Consider the following 14,360-nt stretch of genomic DNA (forward strand, 5'->3'; position numbering starts at 1 on the left):
TACCTTCCTTATTTTTACCAGAGTTTGTTATTGTTGAGGGCTGTCTGTATTGCCCGCACAGTCTTATTACCGGCGATACCATCAGTATCCACGCCCAGCCGGGCTTGCCAGGCACGGATAGTGTTGTAGCCAATAAGACCATCAGGAGCTACACCCAGCTTTGCCTGGAGGCTGCGTACGGCTTTACTGCCGGCCGGATTAGTACCCCACTGCCAGCCTGTCGTAGCCCTGGGCACCCGCCACCGGTTCGTGTTAAGCTGGTGATCGAACTGCCCATCGTCAGGCGTACCCACTAGCTGCTGGACCCTTTTAATAGTGCCCGCACCCCACAGCCCATCAACATCAATCTGAGGGATCCCATGAGCGGCTGCGTTCACTACCTTATTGATAATCCGGTTCACTGCCGGGATAACAACAGTTTCCACTTTGCCGCCGGTCATCTCATCATAATATTTCTGCGCACGCCGCATATACGCCTCATGCTGAGACCCATTAATACTCCCCGGACACTGCGTAGGAGCAAAATACGAATGCGGAAACACATTACGCAACCAAGTTGGCCGCCCCAACCTATACGCCTTACACAGTGCGGCTACCAGGTGAGCCCCATTATCCAATGTCGCTTCCGATATTGTCCATGGGTTTGATGTGATGTCCGCATGTTCGATAGCAATACTGGTCATGTTTGCCAGGCTGTTAGCCGCATTCCAACTCGTATCCGCGTCATGGACCAGCTGGCCAATCCACCCTTTCGCATCAACCTGATATTGGGCTGAAGCAGCACGGTTCTGCCATGTCTGCCAACAGCCCTGCACACTCAGATTCGCCGCATTATGATGCAGAATAACCTTATCTATTCTATGGCCTGCACGGCCTTTCGTGTAATGCCTGGACAGGAGCTTATACTCGTCCGGCTCCAAAGACTCCCAATTCCTCACAGAATCTCCTTCCTATGTTTCTTACGTTTTTTATGTTTAGACTCAGACAGCCCAGTAGGAGCTACGGTTGCATCTAAACCTAATTGTGTTGTAGCCTGCTCAACCTCACTGCGGATACTATCCGGCAAACGGGGCTTAGGGTGGGTTTTACTCCACTTCGGATCTAACACATCACACAACTGGCCTATCCAATGCCCAATAGCCCGCAGGTAAGCAGTAAACTCTAAATCTTTCTGACGACTCTGCAGAAGCTCGGTTTCCGCATTCCTGCGCTTTTCCTCCTCAGACACCACCAGATTCGACAGAAAACCGATACGTTTATCCTGGGCTGTAATATCCCTATGCAAGCCTTCTATTGTTTCTTGCATACTCTTATACGACTCGCTATCCCTGTTACGTTTATTCACCATCACGGTGATAATGCTGATAAGCAGGCTTATCGCACCGGTTATAAGAGCAACAATGATAGTAGTATCCAACTGTGCCGGATTAAACACATTCCTTCTCCTCTAGTTGATATTCCAGGAGACAGAGAACTGCACCCAACCATTCAACTGTAGGGTTTGATTCCCGTCAATCTTACGCAGTCCGAAGCGGGTACCGTTCAGATACACGTAGATAGCGTTCGTGTTGGAAGCGTTGCTAACCGCCTGGACGTGAATTTCGTGTGGGGTTTTCAGCCGCTCGTCCAAAGTAAACACGTCCTCGATAAACCAAGCGTTACGTGTATCTAAAGCAGCTGTAATCCTGTTAAGGATACCAGTCACAGTAACAGTATGCCCGTCCTGCAGGCGGGCAGTCAAATGGTCCACATGCCAAAACGTGCCATTAGACAGTTTGATGAGATTAGTTACGTCACCGGAATACAGCTTCCACTCGCCATCAGAATACATGTACTCCATACCACTCGAAAGTTGTACTATCTGCCCGTCAGATACAGTAAGATTATTCATCACATCGGTAGACGGGCACACCACGGTCCCAGTGCTCGTAATGAGCGGGATGAGCATATTGCTGACCCCGCTCGTAATGCGGGCGAGTACCAGACCGGGAATATTCGCATCACTAGTTGTCCCCGGAAATGTTTTAACCTCTAAGCTTGGAATGTCTCCATGTCCCATAGACGGGTCATTAATGACTACGGCTATCTTATAATCCCCAGATGGGGAGTCTAAGGTGAGTGATACTGCTTCAGGGATACTGTAGGTGTATGCACCTGTAGCTTCGAAAGGCCTGCAAACACCCGCATGCGGTGCTACTGTAACCGTGCTTGAGTCAACTGTGACGAGAGGCTGCTCCGCACCGTACCTCACCCCGCCGATAACCCCGAAAGGCGTACCGTTAGCCGGCCCCAGAAAACTATTGACAAGTCTACGGAAGTTGTCTGCAGTATATTCTGGTTTACTATTTTGCGCGGTCAGCGGGTGTGCAACCATATTATCGCTTGTTACCATAAAAATTTCTCCTTAATTGTAGTAGACGAACATGCATTCAAGCCTTAGGTCGGTGATTGTTACTGCTGTCCCGTTATCCCCATTACTGACGGCCAGGCGGGCTTGGAACTGGTCGTCGGGCAGGCAGAAAGCGGAGTACGAGCCGGTAGACACATCACTGTCGGGGATTAGGGGTCCGGTCATCTGGTAGAAGCATATCTGTGCCACCTGCCCGTTCAAAGTAATACACCCGTCTGCCGCACTACTGTTGGCCGCATTCTGCTTATACCGGAGCGTGACCATAGCCATAACATTCGAATACCTGGATATGCGAGGCACAGTAATACTGTTAGATAGCCAAATAGTAGGCGAACTGAATGTGAAACTGTCCCTGATATCGGATAGGTGCTCAAAATGAGGGATTGTGGGTATGAGGGAGTTTGCTACACTTGATTGGGTTTCTGCAACGTCCCTAGTGAGGTCACGTATCATACGCGCTGCCTCATCTTCCCCAGCGGGATAGTTGAATTTACCGCGATTAACCATGATTATTCCCCTGTCCCTGATGACAGTAAATACGGTGTGAGCGTAGCGGAAATCAAATCTATCTTATAGCCGATAAACCGTGCCTGCCCATCTGTAAAGCCTTGCATCACGTCCGGAGAATCCAACTGCCAGGACACACAATCACCAAGATTCCACTCAACACCCAACTGAGGCATATTAAAAAGGTTGAATCCCATCTCAACGGTTGTAACCCCGTTGCGGATTGCTTCAAGTTTTGCTGCAGCATGGGATTCGAGTGTGGCCACGTTCGTAATTGATGTTGAAGGCGTATACACATAGTCGATAACAGGCCTACTGTTATCGTACGAGTCATGCCAGGAGGATTGCGGAGTAGTATCCCCGTCCGCACTGCTCATTGCCTTCACGCGGGTAGCCCCATCTCCACTATTCCACGATTCTATAATTTTAAAACTGCTGAGATTGTCTACTTTAAAGGTTGTGATAGGGGTTTGGCTGCCGATATGGTCATCTACATGAAGTACAGGATAGTATTCCATGCCTTTTTTCTGCCAGTTAATATACCATTCTGGGCCGTTGCGCAGTTTTGACAACGCTTGTATACAGGACAGGACGCTTTTCTTATCGTCCAATTTATGGTCTGTATCGTCCCTTCTAATATCCGAGGGGGCGATATCAAGTTGGAGGGCGTTATTTTTCCCGTCGATAGCCCACTTTTGGACCAGGCTGCCTACAATCTGAGTCTGGAGAACTTGAGTGTAAGCGTCGTTTCCTACTATTTGCCTGTCCAGGTAATCCTCGTAGGTGGCCAGTTTCAGGGTGATAGCGTTTCCACCGAGTTCCCGGTCGCGCTGGACAATGTTCGCACCCCATAAGGGGTATTCGTTTCCTTCCTGGACGAGCAGGAGGGAGATTTTCATGGGTTCTGTGGCGGCTACCCAGTTAACTGGTAGGCCGTCAAATGGTAGGGTTGCGGATAGGGAGGTGCCTTCCATCATGCGCATCTCGATATTCGAACACTGTAGATAGGGTAGTTCGGCTATGACTTTGCCGCTGACCATGCTCACGGCCAGCCAGGATAGATTATCGTAGGTTTGGAGGGTTGAGGTCACTTGTATGCCTCCCGGAATTGGATTGACAGACGGCCCAACTGAGTATTATCCGCGCTACTGAATCGTAGTACGTTACGTCCCGGCTGGATTTTGAACCATTCACGTCGGCTGACAATCGGCGCGGCGGGAAGAGTACCATCTACCATGACTTCCTGTTTCGCGGTATTGAATGTCACGTAATGGCCGTCGCCTACAGTGAAGTCCAATGCTAGGACCCTACCAGTTTGGACGTGTTCGACCTGCGGGCGGGTAACATACCCATCGATACGGAGTATCAGGTTTGAATCAGCGGTCCCATTACTGGTGATTTCGATACTGCCGGATTCTGTTTTCTCCGTGAATATCCAGTTGTTCGGTGTTCCGTCACCTTGGAACTGGTACGGGTAGGTGAGCCCTCCTGACGATTGAGGTAGCCCAGTACTCCCTGTAAGGGGGTTACCTCCACCGTACATGACTGATTCGGTAGAGACGAATTGGAGGCTGAATTTGAGTGCACTGTCGCCGACTGCGTCTACAAGAGCTGCATCAGCCTGCCGTACCGTGGCTAAACGTTGAATACCTTTGAAATCTACGAGGAATGTCTGGTCGCCCAGTAGGAGGCTGCCTTTGAATCTCTCCCACGCCTTATATACGGTGACCGTATCATCTCCATAAATGTTCCCGGTAACAGTGAAGGAGCGGCCTTTATAGAAGGGACGGTTGGTGTAATAGCCGTCTGCCCATACGTGCTGTGTTGTGGAGAGGGTGCTTGCTGCCCCGTCAAACACCCCATTAACTTCGTTAACCAGCCACGTGCAGCCTAAACTGTCCACCCCGTAAAGGGGAGTATCGTTGATGGTGACGTGCAGGTTGCTGTCGTAGCCGGCCATATTATCCCCCTTTACAGGCTGAAAGTGAGACGCCGCATAGCCGCTTCAGCAGCCAAACGCGGGTCCTGGGTACTAATGTTCTGTGTTACCGATACTGGGCTGTTAGCGGGCGCTATACGAGCTCCTAGCATGCTCCCAGCCTGGTAAGAGGGAGCAGACAAGGCGGGAGAGTCAAACAGTGTTTGGATCTTACCCGCATAAGACAGGACATGAGGTTTGACCTGCTGGTCGAACGTATCCTCCATACCCGTATCCAGGCCGCCAATAATAGCCTGACCGTTCTTCACGAGCAGCGTCCTATCGTATTCGATAGGGCCCTTATGCCCCTGGATCCAACCGGCCAAACCGTTAATCCACTTGCCAGGACCGTTATCCCACAACCATTTCATACCATTCCACAATCCGGTAATGATACTTTTACCAATGTTGTACAGGATTTTCCCAGCATCACCGAACGCGCGCGCAATATTACCGGGCAGAGAGCGGAAGAAATTAATAATATTATCCCACCCATGCCTAATACCGTTACCAATATTATTGAAGAACGGTCCCAGTGTGCGCCCGAGACTATTCCACATGTTGCCGAAAATGCCTTTAATAGCAGTAACAGCGGTATTAAAGATACCTTGGACTGCATGCCAGAAGGCAATAATCGTGCTTTTGACTGCGTCCCAGATACCGGTGAAGATCTGTTTGATACCCTCCCAAGCAAGCTTCCAATCTCCCGTAAATACGCCGCGGATAAAATTAATTATCCCCGTCAACGTAGTAATAAACCCCTTAAACAAGCCTACAAGATCCATCACGATAGGCACGACCGCAGTCAATACGGCTTGGGCGATACTCATCACTACCGGCAGTAGAGCTTTAATCGCAGCCATAAGCGGAGGAATAATCTCCTTAGCCATCTGCTGCAAGGGAGGCCACACCTGTTGAAACAGTTTCACCAGATACTGACCGAGCTGCTGGAGTATAGGCATCGCCTGTTCGATAAACCCGCCCAACTGGGTCCCCATATCGGCAATCATTTTGCCCACCTGTTCGGTAAACTCCCCAACAGCAGGATTCTGCAGCCATTTGATAAACTGGCTGAACGCGGGCGAAACCGTATTCGTAATAAAGTTTGACAGCCCAGTGAAGATAGGGATAAGAGCCTGCCCCAACTGGATTTTCAGCCCATCGAAAGCTACCTGGGTGCCGCGGAGCGCAGCCCTATAATTACCCCACTTCTTGATACTATTATCGTCCAGAGTAATGCCCAGACTTTTAGCTTTCTTCTCCAGCTCACTGATACCTGCACTGCCCTTATTAAGGAAGGGGAGCATGGCCGTACCAGATTTGCCAAACAGTTGGATAGCTAAAGCGGTTTTCTGCGGACCGTCAGCCATGTTCTTAAACTTGTCAGCAACCTGAGGCAGCAGGACACTCATGCTCTTCATATTCCCGTGAGTGTCTTTAATAGTTGTACCTAACAGTTTCTGCATCGATGCAGTAGCCTTCGCATCACCGTTCGTCGCAGACAGTTTCTTCGAAAAGATTGTCAGGCTTGCCCCAGCTTTACTGGTATCCATGCCTGCCAGGCGCATAGCACCAGACAGTTCACTCACTTCAGCCGCACTGCCACCGATAATCCTTTTCAGACTGTTGACACTGGCGGCCGTATTATTGAAAGCGTCTACGGAGGATTTAGCGAATTTAGTGATACCAGCCACAGACAGGGCAGCGGTAACCGGGGCGGCGAACTTTTTCACTGCTCCCAGCATCTTCTGGCCAAGCCCGCCGCCCATACTGCTGCCGGCTTTCTCACCGGATTTTTGTGCGGCTGGCACAATCTGCTTGCTAATCTGGCTTTCCGCGTTCGGAGTGGCCGCGATAAGCTCATAATATGCGGTAGCCAGCTTCTTCCCAGCACCCATCACACCCTCCACTCTCTACTTTTATCCTGTTATTTCCAGCCGATACGCTTATTCAGCTCTGCGATAGACAGCCGTTCGGGCTTATGCTGGAGATCTATCAGGCTGTTTTTACTGTTTTTACTGTCTGTAAGGTCTAAAAGGTCGGGTTTTTGTCCGGAAAAACCGGCGGAAAATAACCGTATTTCGTTAATTTGCTGTGCTGAGAGCACGTGGGAGAACCGGATATTATTGCTCCAGCCGGCCATAGCGCTCATCAAAGCGCTGTCAACGGGCATGTAGGTGATAAAATCGCGTAATTCTACCCAATCTAGCTCGCTTGTTCCCAAGTTTTTGAGGTGGTAGCCGGCATGGAGCAGGTCGTGGTTTAGTGGGCCTCTGTAGTCTCTGATGATTTTACAGAGGCCGACGATTCCCCCATATCAATCCCTGAAGCCTCCTGCCAAGCTGCAAACCAGTCCAGCATTTGGTTGGTGTCCTGGAATTTGTCTATCAGATGCGCGTCCGGAGCAACCGCAGTAAGAAATTTATCCAGGAACGTGATAACAGTAGAAATATTATCGTCGTCTACTGTCTCCACAATGCGGATAAGCGAGGGCGGCAGATAGCTGAGCAGGGGGACTGAATACTGTTTACTACTGCCGGGGAAAGCAAAGTAGAACCGGTTTTCTTTACGGGTTGCTTTTGATGCGGGAATTTTGTATACCGTCATATTTTACGTCTCCTAAAATCTAGTGAATGCGTCTCTTAAATATGTTTAATAGTTCCTCGCTCTGGTTGTGCTGGGAGACGCTACCAGCACAACCAGAGCGAGGAAGAACTGCAATTAGGCGGCGGTTTTCCTGCCGTCGTCCCAATACTCGTGGAAGTATGATCCGTTTTCGTCGGGGAAAGCAGTGAATGTGACCTTGCGGACCATGGTCTCTGCATCTTTGGCTGTGTATTTTTCACGGCTGGAGATCTGTACGTCATGGAAGACGAGACGTCCGCGAATATCCCCATCAACCATTTCAATGACCAGGATCCTGTGCGGCCCCATTTCGATAACACCATCAAGCTCAATCTGATTGCCATGCTCGGTAGTGGCTTTGGTGCTTTTGACATGCCCGTCACCGTAGATTGCTTTCTGCACAACTGGATTCAGATATTCGAGGAAAGCAAAGTTGATGGTGACTTCAGTGCTTTTCTTGACTATGCGTACAGTGTTACCGCCCCATGCTTTGATGGTGTCGGTGTCTACGCTTTCGTTGCGTTCTACTCCGTCTGAGGAGACGTATCCGGCACGCTGAAATGCTTCTGGCAGGGCGGTTGCTACGTCCGTGGGCTCGGTGGCACCGAGCGGGGCGAGAGCTACGCCGCCGGTGACGGTGTCTGAGGCGACGAGGATATTGCTTTTATTAACCATGTGATAGGCCTTTCTTCATTAAAAAAGCCCTACCAGATGGTAGGGCAGTAATCTTTTTTAGATTTCAATGATTTTGTTGCGTGAACGTATGTGTATTGTTGTAGAGTATCGGGCGTATAGCGGGTAGTCCGGGTGGGGATCATTGCCGCTGCCTCCAGTCTGTTCTCCGTAGAAGAGAAGACCGCGGGAATCCAGGAGGATACTTGTTGCGATAGCAAGCAAGTATTGTGCTCTAGATTCTGTGGCCGCCCAACCTTCCACGGTCAACAGCCACGATGTGGTTTTTATGGTTTCCCGTGTGGGTGTGGTAGCCATGATGCGGATAAATTCTCCGGTCGGCTTACCGTTAGAACTGCGGGGGATTTTTGTTCCCACTTTTACCGTCTGTAGATCTGTGTCCCGATGCATGATTCCGGTAAGCAGGTCAATGGCCTGCTGTTCAACATCACGGGGGACGGACAGTTGAGTCATTCTTCTGCCTCCAGAGCGCGTGTAAGGCACCTATCACGGGCTTCCGCCTTCTGGGCGTCACGAGTATACGTGTTCACCACATAGCGGGCTCTGGAGCCGTTGGAAACGTCTTGTATCCTGTACCCGTCAGACAGGCCAGCAGCACTATTGGCTCTATCTGCGATACCCTGGGCCAGACGGCGTAGGGCTGCGTTAACCTCCGGGTCGTTACGTAGTTCGCCGAATGCCGCGTAATCGAATTCAAGCCGTGCTTTACCCATTCCACTCCTTCACTAAAGCCATATCGTAGGGGATTAAACCCAGCGGGTCGGCCACATGTTGGACTGCCCCTACAACCTGTAGCTCCTGCCCCATATAGCGGATTCTCGCGTTATCCTGCAAAGGACTGTTGAATGGCATGTACAGAGTGTACTGGTATTCGACACCCAGCCGGTTATCGTTACTGCTGCCGGTTTGTGGGGATTGCATGTCACAACCTGTAACCTGCTGCCATTCGTCCGGCCACTGGAGGACAGGGGAACCATGATCTTCACCGTAAACTGGGTTTTTGTAGTCTATAGTGAGATGTCCAAAGATACCGAGACTGTTCACGCCCGGCCCCCTGTCAGACTGTATTTGTGTATAGTGTCTGTCCATTTCTGGGTGACGCCCACCGTGCTTGCCGCACCGAAAGTGATGCTCCTGCCGCCTACACTGTAGTTACTGATACCGGTAAGCGTCCTATATTGGGCTTCTGCTTGCTCCAGTACAGCGTCCTGCATATCTCCAGGAAGATCCTTGTACCCGTGCGAACAAGTGACAGTAATGTTGCTGAGGCTGTCCGGCCACGTCCTGTAGTTTGTGCGTCTGAGGATCCCTGCTCTTGGATCTACCATGAAATCGGTTACCGGTTTACCGTCAACCTGGACTGTGACCGCCCCCATGATGTGCATGTAGGGTAGGAGGAGTGTTTCGCGTCCGGCCCCATTAAGAGTAACCGTGTCATTCTCCACATAATGGGGGTCCCAGCCGATAAGACCGATAAGCCGGTCCGAAGCCCGCCGCAGGGCAAGGGCAAGCTTCGGATCCTGCTCACTATCCCCTATAAGGGTTTGGAGGTCTGACAGGCTTGCGCAATACTGGTTTTCAGACATAACAAGCCTCCTTACCGATTAATCTTTGGTTTTCTTACCGGCCGACGGTTTCACAATATACGGGTTATCTTCCGTTACGAGAGTTTCCTTACCCGTATCTTTGCGTATAGCCGTGGTGGACGGTACCTGCTTCGTGATCAGCAGGTTACCGTCCTCGTCTATCAGCCTGGCACGGTAAGCGTCTGGCCGCGTGTAGCGAACGCTATCAATGATGAGCATCTCTTCTTCCATCACATTACCGTCCTCTACGTTTTAGCCCTGGGCGAGCTTAGCAACGCACAGTTGGGCCGGCTTGCGGATCATTTGCAATGCGCGCATTTCTGCCCTGATGTAGGACAGGTTGCGCTGCGCGTAATCCTTGTGCTGATTGAATACGGCGATATTGAGTGCTTCGTAGACGAGCAGCTGAATTACGCTGAAATCGCCGATGATGGCGGTTCCTTTTTCGAGGTAGGAGGATTCCAGGCGGGGGATTGACCATACGGTTGGGTCGCCGGAGGCGAAGGGGCCTGCTCCCAGATACCGGCCGTTCTTATCCTGCAGGAGGTCGAGAGCCTCGTTATCCTCAGGATTCATGACAACTGCCTGTGGAGTTGTACCGGACGTGGTAGACAGGAGGGTCTTTGCCTTACGCAGGGTAGTAGCGATATCTGTGTCAAATGCCTGGTTGAGGACGCCGGTAGTGTGCAGGATACCTGCAGGTTCGTCTGCAGATCCGGACCCGTTAATCAGCGTTTTCTCGATTACGTCAAGCAGGTTAGCTTCAAGCTCCCCGTCGATGATGCCGACGAGTGCACCGTCGTCGGAGAGTTCCTGGTTCGTGATTTCCAAGCCATCTGCATAGGTAAACGCTTTAGCGTCTGCCGTAGCTGTGGTAAGGGTACTCAGTGGCTTAAGCCCGCCTTTAGCGTCCGTACCAGTGGTTGTTTTTGCCTCGCCGGTGATGCTGGCATTGTTAGTGACTGCCTGGAGCTGACGGTACTGCAGCCATGGGCTGTTGGTTGTGCCCTGGTAGATCAGGTCGAGGATCGTGCGCGGTTTACGGTATGTCAGATCATCGATACCTTCAACATATTCTGGGCGGGAGGCGCCGGGGATTCCGGTGTTGAGCGGATCGGCTTTCAGTACGCGCTGGCCAGAAGCAACGTCCTTGACGGCGAAGTTGACGACACCGTTTTTGGATTCGAATCCGTGAGGGTGGTCTTCGCGGAAGCCGCGTACTTCGTCGGACTTGACGAACTTTTCGCCGATGGTGAACTTCCCTTCGAGCATGGTTGATGTTTCTCCTTCGTTATGGGTTGCTGCGCGGAGTGTGGCAGCGGTTTTCTTGGCTGAGCTCATTGCTGTTTTTAGCTGCTGGATCTGCCGGCTGATTTCTTCTGCGCGGCTGATTTCCTTTTCGGTAAGGTTGGTGCCTTTCTTTTCGAGGTTTTCCGCCTCAGCCACCAGTGCCTTGAGTGTTTCCTGACGATTCATCAGATCGTCTCCTTTCCGGCTACGAGAGCCTTTATCAACTGTGCGGCTAAGGCCTGCCGCTTTTTCTTCGCTGACTTCCCTTCCGAATCGTCTGGTGTTTCTTCATCGCCAGCGTTTCCTCCGGGAGTGTCTGTGGAAGTATCATCGTCGTCGCTCGTGTCGTTCTCATCTATGAATTGTGAGAGTTTGTCTACTGCCTGGTTGAGCAGATCGAGCGTGTCTTTGAGGTCGGTAAGATCCATATCATCATCTCCTTCTTCTGGATCTTCTTGCGGGTCTGCAGTATCCTGCGGGTCCGGTTCATCAGCTTTCACTGAGATAAGCTGCGTATCCGGATTCGCACCTTTAAGAGTGAGGGATACTTCAGCAAGCTGGAAGCGGCTGATGTGCGCATTATTGTCGTCGTCGTATTCGATGTCGTTTTCGTTGACGAACCCGCCGATGCTGAATTCATGGACCCTGCCAGTTTTCATCAACCGGTATGCCTGAACCGCGTTAGGATTGTCCATGTCCAGTTGGGCGTCTATCTGCAAACCGGTATCAGTTTCTTGGCCTTGTGCTGCTCCGAGATGGGACCAGATGTCTTCCCACTCGTGATCCCACAGGACAGGCAGAGGAGAATCATCGGTGAAGGTTTTGAGGCTTTCTTCAAAAGCGCCTTTCTCGATGATTTGGCCTTGTGAATCTTTGGTGCCGAAGGTACTGACGATAGCGGTAAAGCTGCCCTCGCCGTCCGTTGTATCAACATCAGCTTTATAAGATACGCGCTTAAAGACGCGCTTAGGGGAGTGTCTGTTCACAGTATTTTGTCCTTTCTGCTCACTCCACGGCATAAAAAAAGGGATAACACTATGTGGAGTGTTATCCCTGGGAAAATTTGAGAATAGGCGATGGGTTTACCATTCGTATTCGAGGACGCAGGTGCAGCCTGCGACTTCGTCTACGTCCAGCCCACCGTCACCTGGCCAGCGGGCACCATTGGAAAACTCATCATCGATGCCTGTTGCTTCCCCATCCATTTGAGCGTGGGAAGGCCTCGGGTGAGCACTAGTAACCTGCCAGCGTTTAGTAACCAGCCCGGAGGCCTTCGCGGCATCCTGACGGCCAAAGCCAGCCGCGTTAGCGATAAGGCTGGCCGCCCAAGCAACAGCCGTACTGTCTTTCAACCGGTCAAGCAAACTCGTACGCGGATCGACGTCGCTATCCTCATCGTCATCAGGATTGGTTTCCATTTCGTCTAGGTTGGCGAAGCTGGTGAGCATGCCGTCGGCTATTTTGCTGGCGGCGTTTTGTCCTATCTTGGTCACGTAAGGTTTCATGACGCTGGCTGCCCAGCCGGATTGCTCCGGATTATACTCAGCGAGCACGCTACGCGCCCCGGCGAGGGCTGACGCCCATGTAGACGGGTTGATTGCTTCCATCAGGATCGTGTCCCACTGGTCATGGAAGTCTTCCGGATCCTCGATATCATCATGAGATTGCATCATCTTCACATAGATACTGCGCAGAGCTTCAACGAGGCTTTTCTCCTGCTTCTTCTTCACCGTATTCAGTTCGCTTAATGCTTGCTGGCGGACAAGATGCTGCCCAGGAGAAAGAGTCTTCATCTGTTGATGTTGAATATTCTGTTTGCCTGTATCAGTGGGGGAGGCAAGCCCGCCTTCAGTCACATTCAAGGGGGTAATCAGCTGGTCAGTACCCTTAAGCTTAGGATAGTCCAAAGCAGCTCGTGCTTCCGCGCGAGTCAAGTATGGTCCGCCTACAGCAGTCTGCAGATAGGACGCCTGCTCAAGGAAACTGCCATTCATGGCACTGTTGCGGTCAAGCTCACCATAGATTTGATGGCCTTCGTCAGCCAGGGCGGAGATTATTTCCGCATTGAATGCCTGACGGATCTCATCAATCACCGGCCCCAACGTCGGACCATACAGCATTTGGCGGAAAGCCGCTATATTGCTGAACGTACCCTGGCGCGCGCCCACCAACTCTGGAGGTATGTGGAATGCCCCGCAAACCTCGACGGTAGATAAACGCCGGCCTTCGATATCCTGGGCGTCGGCAGGCTTAATCGTATCGTTCAAGGACACGTATTCCATACCATCTTCCAGGATTGGAGTGCCGCCGGCGGCCGACATACGGAAATCGCGCCACGATTGGACGAACTGTTCGCGTTTGACTGGCTCCCACCGTCCAGACGTAGCCTCGGGAGGGCGTTTAATATACCCGTTGAACTTTGGGCTCCTGTCCCATTGGGCGTTACGCCACTGGACAGCATGCGCCTGCTCTTCCAGGATCTGGCGCAAAGTCGTCAACGGGCTCACACCATTGCCTGTGTTTGCGCTCCACCCAGTAGAAATAGCGAGCTTTTCCGCTGACAAGTCTACCGGCCCCTGAGCCAGATTCACCAGCACGCGCGTAATATTGCCTAAAGCGTCGCTTTTAATCGTCAGCAGTCGTGGCGGTATGCGCTGCAAGTAATACTCGTTATCCTCATTCACCAGCAAAGCAACGCAAAAGATGTCGTAGAGCATCAGGTCTGTGGTGATACGGTTCAGCAGGTTAAAGCTGGTGACACGTGCTTCACGATGCGGGTATCTTAACAGCTGTTCGGCCAGGGAATCGTGGGCGCGAACACGGTCATCATCAGCTACACGCTCGTAGATCTTCCACGGCAACGCAGCCACGTGTTTAGCAGCAAAACTAACTACTGTGCGTACAGCCGGCTGGGTTTTCCAAATCCTTTGAGCATTGATAAACCCGCTATTAGAGTAGCTCATCAATGGCGTACCGGGGTCTCTGACTGGCAGCCCCCAAGTGGTTTTTGTGTTCACGCCCGGCAGACTGCTGTCACCGATCGTGACAGTCTCACCGGTCGAAGAAATAAAATTAACCATCTGCCACCACCTGCAGTACGAGAATTGAACGTCTGAATATGATAACCGTGCCCGGTATCTGCTGGCCGTCCGCCTGCACATCACGCAACCGGATACGGCCCGGCCAACTAAAACGGGTCACACCAGACAGGCTGGACCCGTCAACCAGGTTCACAACAAGTTTCCGTCCTGGAAGCCACATAAAATGTCTC

The 14,360-nt window shown here is 51.6% G+C and carries 19 protein-coding genes; all 19 read right to left on the minus strand.

Annotation, left to right across the window (positions count from 1 at the left end):
* Nucleotides 1–14: 14 nt before the first annotated feature.
* The 19 genes from ABKA16_RS01635 to ABKA16_RS01725 all read right to left on the minus strand — a co-directional run bounded on the left by ABKA16_RS01635 (nt 15) and on the right by ABKA16_RS01725 (nt 14,350).
* Nucleotides 15–938: a peptidoglycan recognition protein family protein gene (locus ABKA16_RS01635; protein ID WP_380999468.1), complete on the minus strand. Its 924-nt coding sequence runs from the start codon at nt 936–938 to the stop codon at nt 15–17.
* Complete coding sequence (locus ABKA16_RS01640) at nt 935–1,435, minus strand: hypothetical protein (RefSeq protein WP_380999467.1); 501 nt, start codon at nt 1,433–1,435, stop codon at nt 935–937. The genes ABKA16_RS01635 and ABKA16_RS01640 overlap by 4 nt, the downstream gene beginning before the upstream one ends.
* 12 nt (nt 1,436–1,447) lie before the next feature.
* On the minus strand, nt 1,448–2,392 hold the full coding sequence (locus ABKA16_RS01645; RefSeq protein ID WP_380999465.1) for a hypothetical protein: 945 nt from the start codon (nt 2,390–2,392) through the stop codon (nt 1,448–1,450).
* Between the two features lie 12 nt (nt 2,393–2,404).
* A complete protein-coding gene (locus ABKA16_RS01650) occupies nt 2,405–2,710 on the minus strand; it encodes a hypothetical protein (RefSeq protein ID WP_434156692.1) in 306 nt (101 codons plus the stop codon).
* Nucleotides 2,711–2,919: 209 nt separating this feature from the next.
* Nucleotides 2,920–4,008, minus strand: coding sequence for a hypothetical protein (locus ABKA16_RS01655; RefSeq protein WP_380999460.1), 1,089 nt, complete (start codon nt 4,006–4,008; stop codon nt 2,920–2,922).
* The gene (locus tag ABKA16_RS01660) at nt 4,005–4,877 is read right to left on the minus strand and encodes a phage distal tail protein (RefSeq protein ID WP_380999459.1); all 873 of its coding nucleotides are present in this window, start codon (nt 4,875–4,877) and stop codon (nt 4,005–4,007) included. Before ABKA16_RS01660 ends, ABKA16_RS01655 begins: the two co-directional genes overlap by 4 nt.
* Nucleotides 4,878–4,888: 11 nt before the next feature.
* A complete protein-coding gene (locus tag ABKA16_RS01665; protein ID WP_380999457.1) occupies nt 4,889–6,793 on the minus strand; it encodes a phage tail protein in 1,905 nt (634 codons plus the stop codon).
* Between the two features lie 29 nt (nt 6,794–6,822).
* Nucleotides 6,823–7,068, minus strand: coding sequence for a hypothetical protein (locus tag ABKA16_RS01670; RefSeq protein WP_380999455.1), 246 nt, complete (start codon nt 7,066–7,068; stop codon nt 6,823–6,825).
* A gap of 89 nt (nt 7,069–7,157) precedes the next feature.
* Nucleotides 7,158–7,502 carry a hypothetical protein gene (locus ABKA16_RS01675; protein ID WP_380999454.1) on the minus strand — a complete coding sequence of 115 codons (345 nt, stop codon included), beginning with the start codon at nt 7,500–7,502 and terminating at the stop codon, nt 7,158–7,160.
* Between the two features lie 114 nt (nt 7,503–7,616).
* Nucleotides 7,617–8,195: a hypothetical protein gene (locus ABKA16_RS01680; protein WP_380999452.1), complete on the minus strand. Its 579-nt coding sequence runs from the start codon at nt 8,193–8,195 to the stop codon at nt 7,617–7,619.
* A gap of 57 nt (nt 8,196–8,252) precedes the next feature.
* Nucleotides 8,253–8,666, minus strand: a complete 414-nt coding sequence (locus ABKA16_RS01685; protein WP_380999450.1) for a hypothetical protein — start codon at nt 8,664–8,666, stop codon at nt 8,253–8,255.
* Nucleotides 8,663–8,926: a hypothetical protein gene (locus ABKA16_RS01690; RefSeq protein ID WP_380999448.1), complete on the minus strand. Its 264-nt coding sequence runs from the start codon at nt 8,924–8,926 to the stop codon at nt 8,663–8,665. Before ABKA16_RS01690 ends, ABKA16_RS01685 begins: the two co-directional genes overlap by 4 nt.
* Nucleotides 8,919–9,257 (minus strand): hypothetical protein, encoded by a 339-nt coding sequence (locus ABKA16_RS01695; RefSeq protein WP_380999447.1) that lies wholly within the window; start codon nt 9,255–9,257, stop codon nt 8,919–8,921. The genes ABKA16_RS01690 and ABKA16_RS01695 overlap by 8 nt, the downstream gene beginning before the upstream one ends.
* A complete protein-coding gene (locus tag ABKA16_RS01700) occupies nt 9,254–9,799 on the minus strand; it encodes a hypothetical protein (protein ID WP_380999446.1) in 546 nt (181 codons plus the stop codon). Before ABKA16_RS01700 ends, ABKA16_RS01695 begins: the two co-directional genes overlap by 4 nt.
* Nucleotides 9,800–9,817: 18 nt before the next feature.
* Nucleotides 9,818–10,033, minus strand: a complete 216-nt coding sequence (locus ABKA16_RS01705) for a hypothetical protein (RefSeq protein WP_380999445.1) — start codon at nt 10,031–10,033, stop codon at nt 9,818–9,820.
* An 18-nt stretch (nt 10,034–10,051) separates the two neighbouring features.
* Nucleotides 10,052–11,275 (minus strand): phage major capsid protein, encoded by a 1,224-nt coding sequence (locus ABKA16_RS01710; RefSeq protein WP_380999443.1) that lies wholly within the window; start codon nt 11,273–11,275, stop codon nt 10,052–10,054.
* Nucleotides 11,275–12,075, minus strand: a complete 801-nt coding sequence (locus ABKA16_RS01715) for an HK97 family phage prohead protease (protein ID WP_298592566.1) — start codon at nt 12,073–12,075, stop codon at nt 11,275–11,277. Before ABKA16_RS01715 ends, ABKA16_RS01710 begins: the two co-directional genes overlap by 1 nt.
* 96 nt (nt 12,076–12,171) lie before the next feature.
* The gene (locus ABKA16_RS01720; protein ID WP_380999442.1) at nt 12,172–14,169 is read right to left on the minus strand and encodes a phage portal protein; all 1,998 of its coding nucleotides are present in this window, start codon (nt 14,167–14,169) and stop codon (nt 12,172–12,174) included.
* Entirely contained in the window at nt 14,162–14,350 is a 189-nt protein-coding gene (locus ABKA16_RS01725; RefSeq protein WP_380999440.1) for a hypothetical protein, read from the minus strand. Before ABKA16_RS01725 ends, ABKA16_RS01720 begins: the two co-directional genes overlap by 8 nt.
* Nucleotides 14,351–14,360: the final 10 nt, after the last annotated feature.

This window comes from Scardovia wiggsiae, from assembly GCF_051045985.1.
Taxonomy (GTDB): domain Bacteria; phylum Actinomycetota; class Actinomycetes; order Actinomycetales; family Bifidobacteriaceae; genus Scardovia; species Scardovia wiggsiae.

What these genes read in the sequence shown, in the direction of transcription:
- ABKA16_RS01645 (WP_380999465.1), bottom strand. Translation starts at nt 2,392, where the DNA reads ATGGTAACAAGCGATAATATGGTTGCACACCCGCTGACCGCGCAAAAT.
- ABKA16_RS01660 (WP_380999459.1), bottom strand. Translation starts at nt 4,877, where the DNA reads ATGGCCGGCTACGACAGCAACCTGCACGTCACCATCAACGATACTCCC.
- ABKA16_RS01665 (WP_380999457.1), bottom strand. Translation starts at nt 6,793, where the DNA reads ATGGGTGCTGGGAAGAAGCTGGCTACCGCATATTATGAGCTTATCGCG.
- ABKA16_RS01670 (WP_380999455.1), bottom strand. Translation starts at nt 7,068, where the DNA reads ATGCCCGTTGACAGCGCTTTGATGAGCGCTATGGCCGGCTGGAGCAAT.
- ABKA16_RS01675 (WP_380999454.1), bottom strand. Translation starts at nt 7,502, where the DNA reads ATGACGGTATACAAAATTCCCGCATCAAAAGCAACCCGTAAAGAAAAC.
- ABKA16_RS01680 (WP_380999452.1), bottom strand. Translation starts at nt 8,195, where the DNA reads ATGGTTAATAAAAGCAATATCCTCGTCGCCTCAGACACCGTCACCGGC.
- ABKA16_RS01685 (WP_380999450.1), bottom strand. Translation starts at nt 8,666, where the DNA reads ATGACTCAACTGTCCGTCCCCCGTGATGTTGAACAGCAGGCCATTGAC.
- ABKA16_RS01690 (WP_380999448.1), bottom strand. Translation starts at nt 8,926, where the DNA reads ATGGGTAAAGCACGGCTTGAATTCGATTACGCGGCATTCGGCGAACTA.
- ABKA16_RS01700 (WP_380999446.1), bottom strand. Translation starts at nt 9,799, where the DNA reads ATGTCTGAAAACCAGTATTGCGCAAGCCTGTCAGACCTCCAAACCCTT.
- ABKA16_RS01710 (WP_380999443.1), bottom strand. Translation starts at nt 11,275, where the DNA reads ATGAATCGTCAGGAAACACTCAAGGCACTGGTGGCTGAGGCGGAAAAC.
- ABKA16_RS01720 (WP_380999442.1), bottom strand. Translation starts at nt 14,169, where the DNA reads ATGGTTAATTTTATTTCTTCGACCGGTGAGACTGTCACGATCGGTGAC.
- ABKA16_RS01725 (WP_380999440.1), bottom strand. Translation starts at nt 14,350, where the DNA reads ATGTGGCTTCCAGGACGGAAACTTGTTGTGAACCTGGTTGACGGGTCC.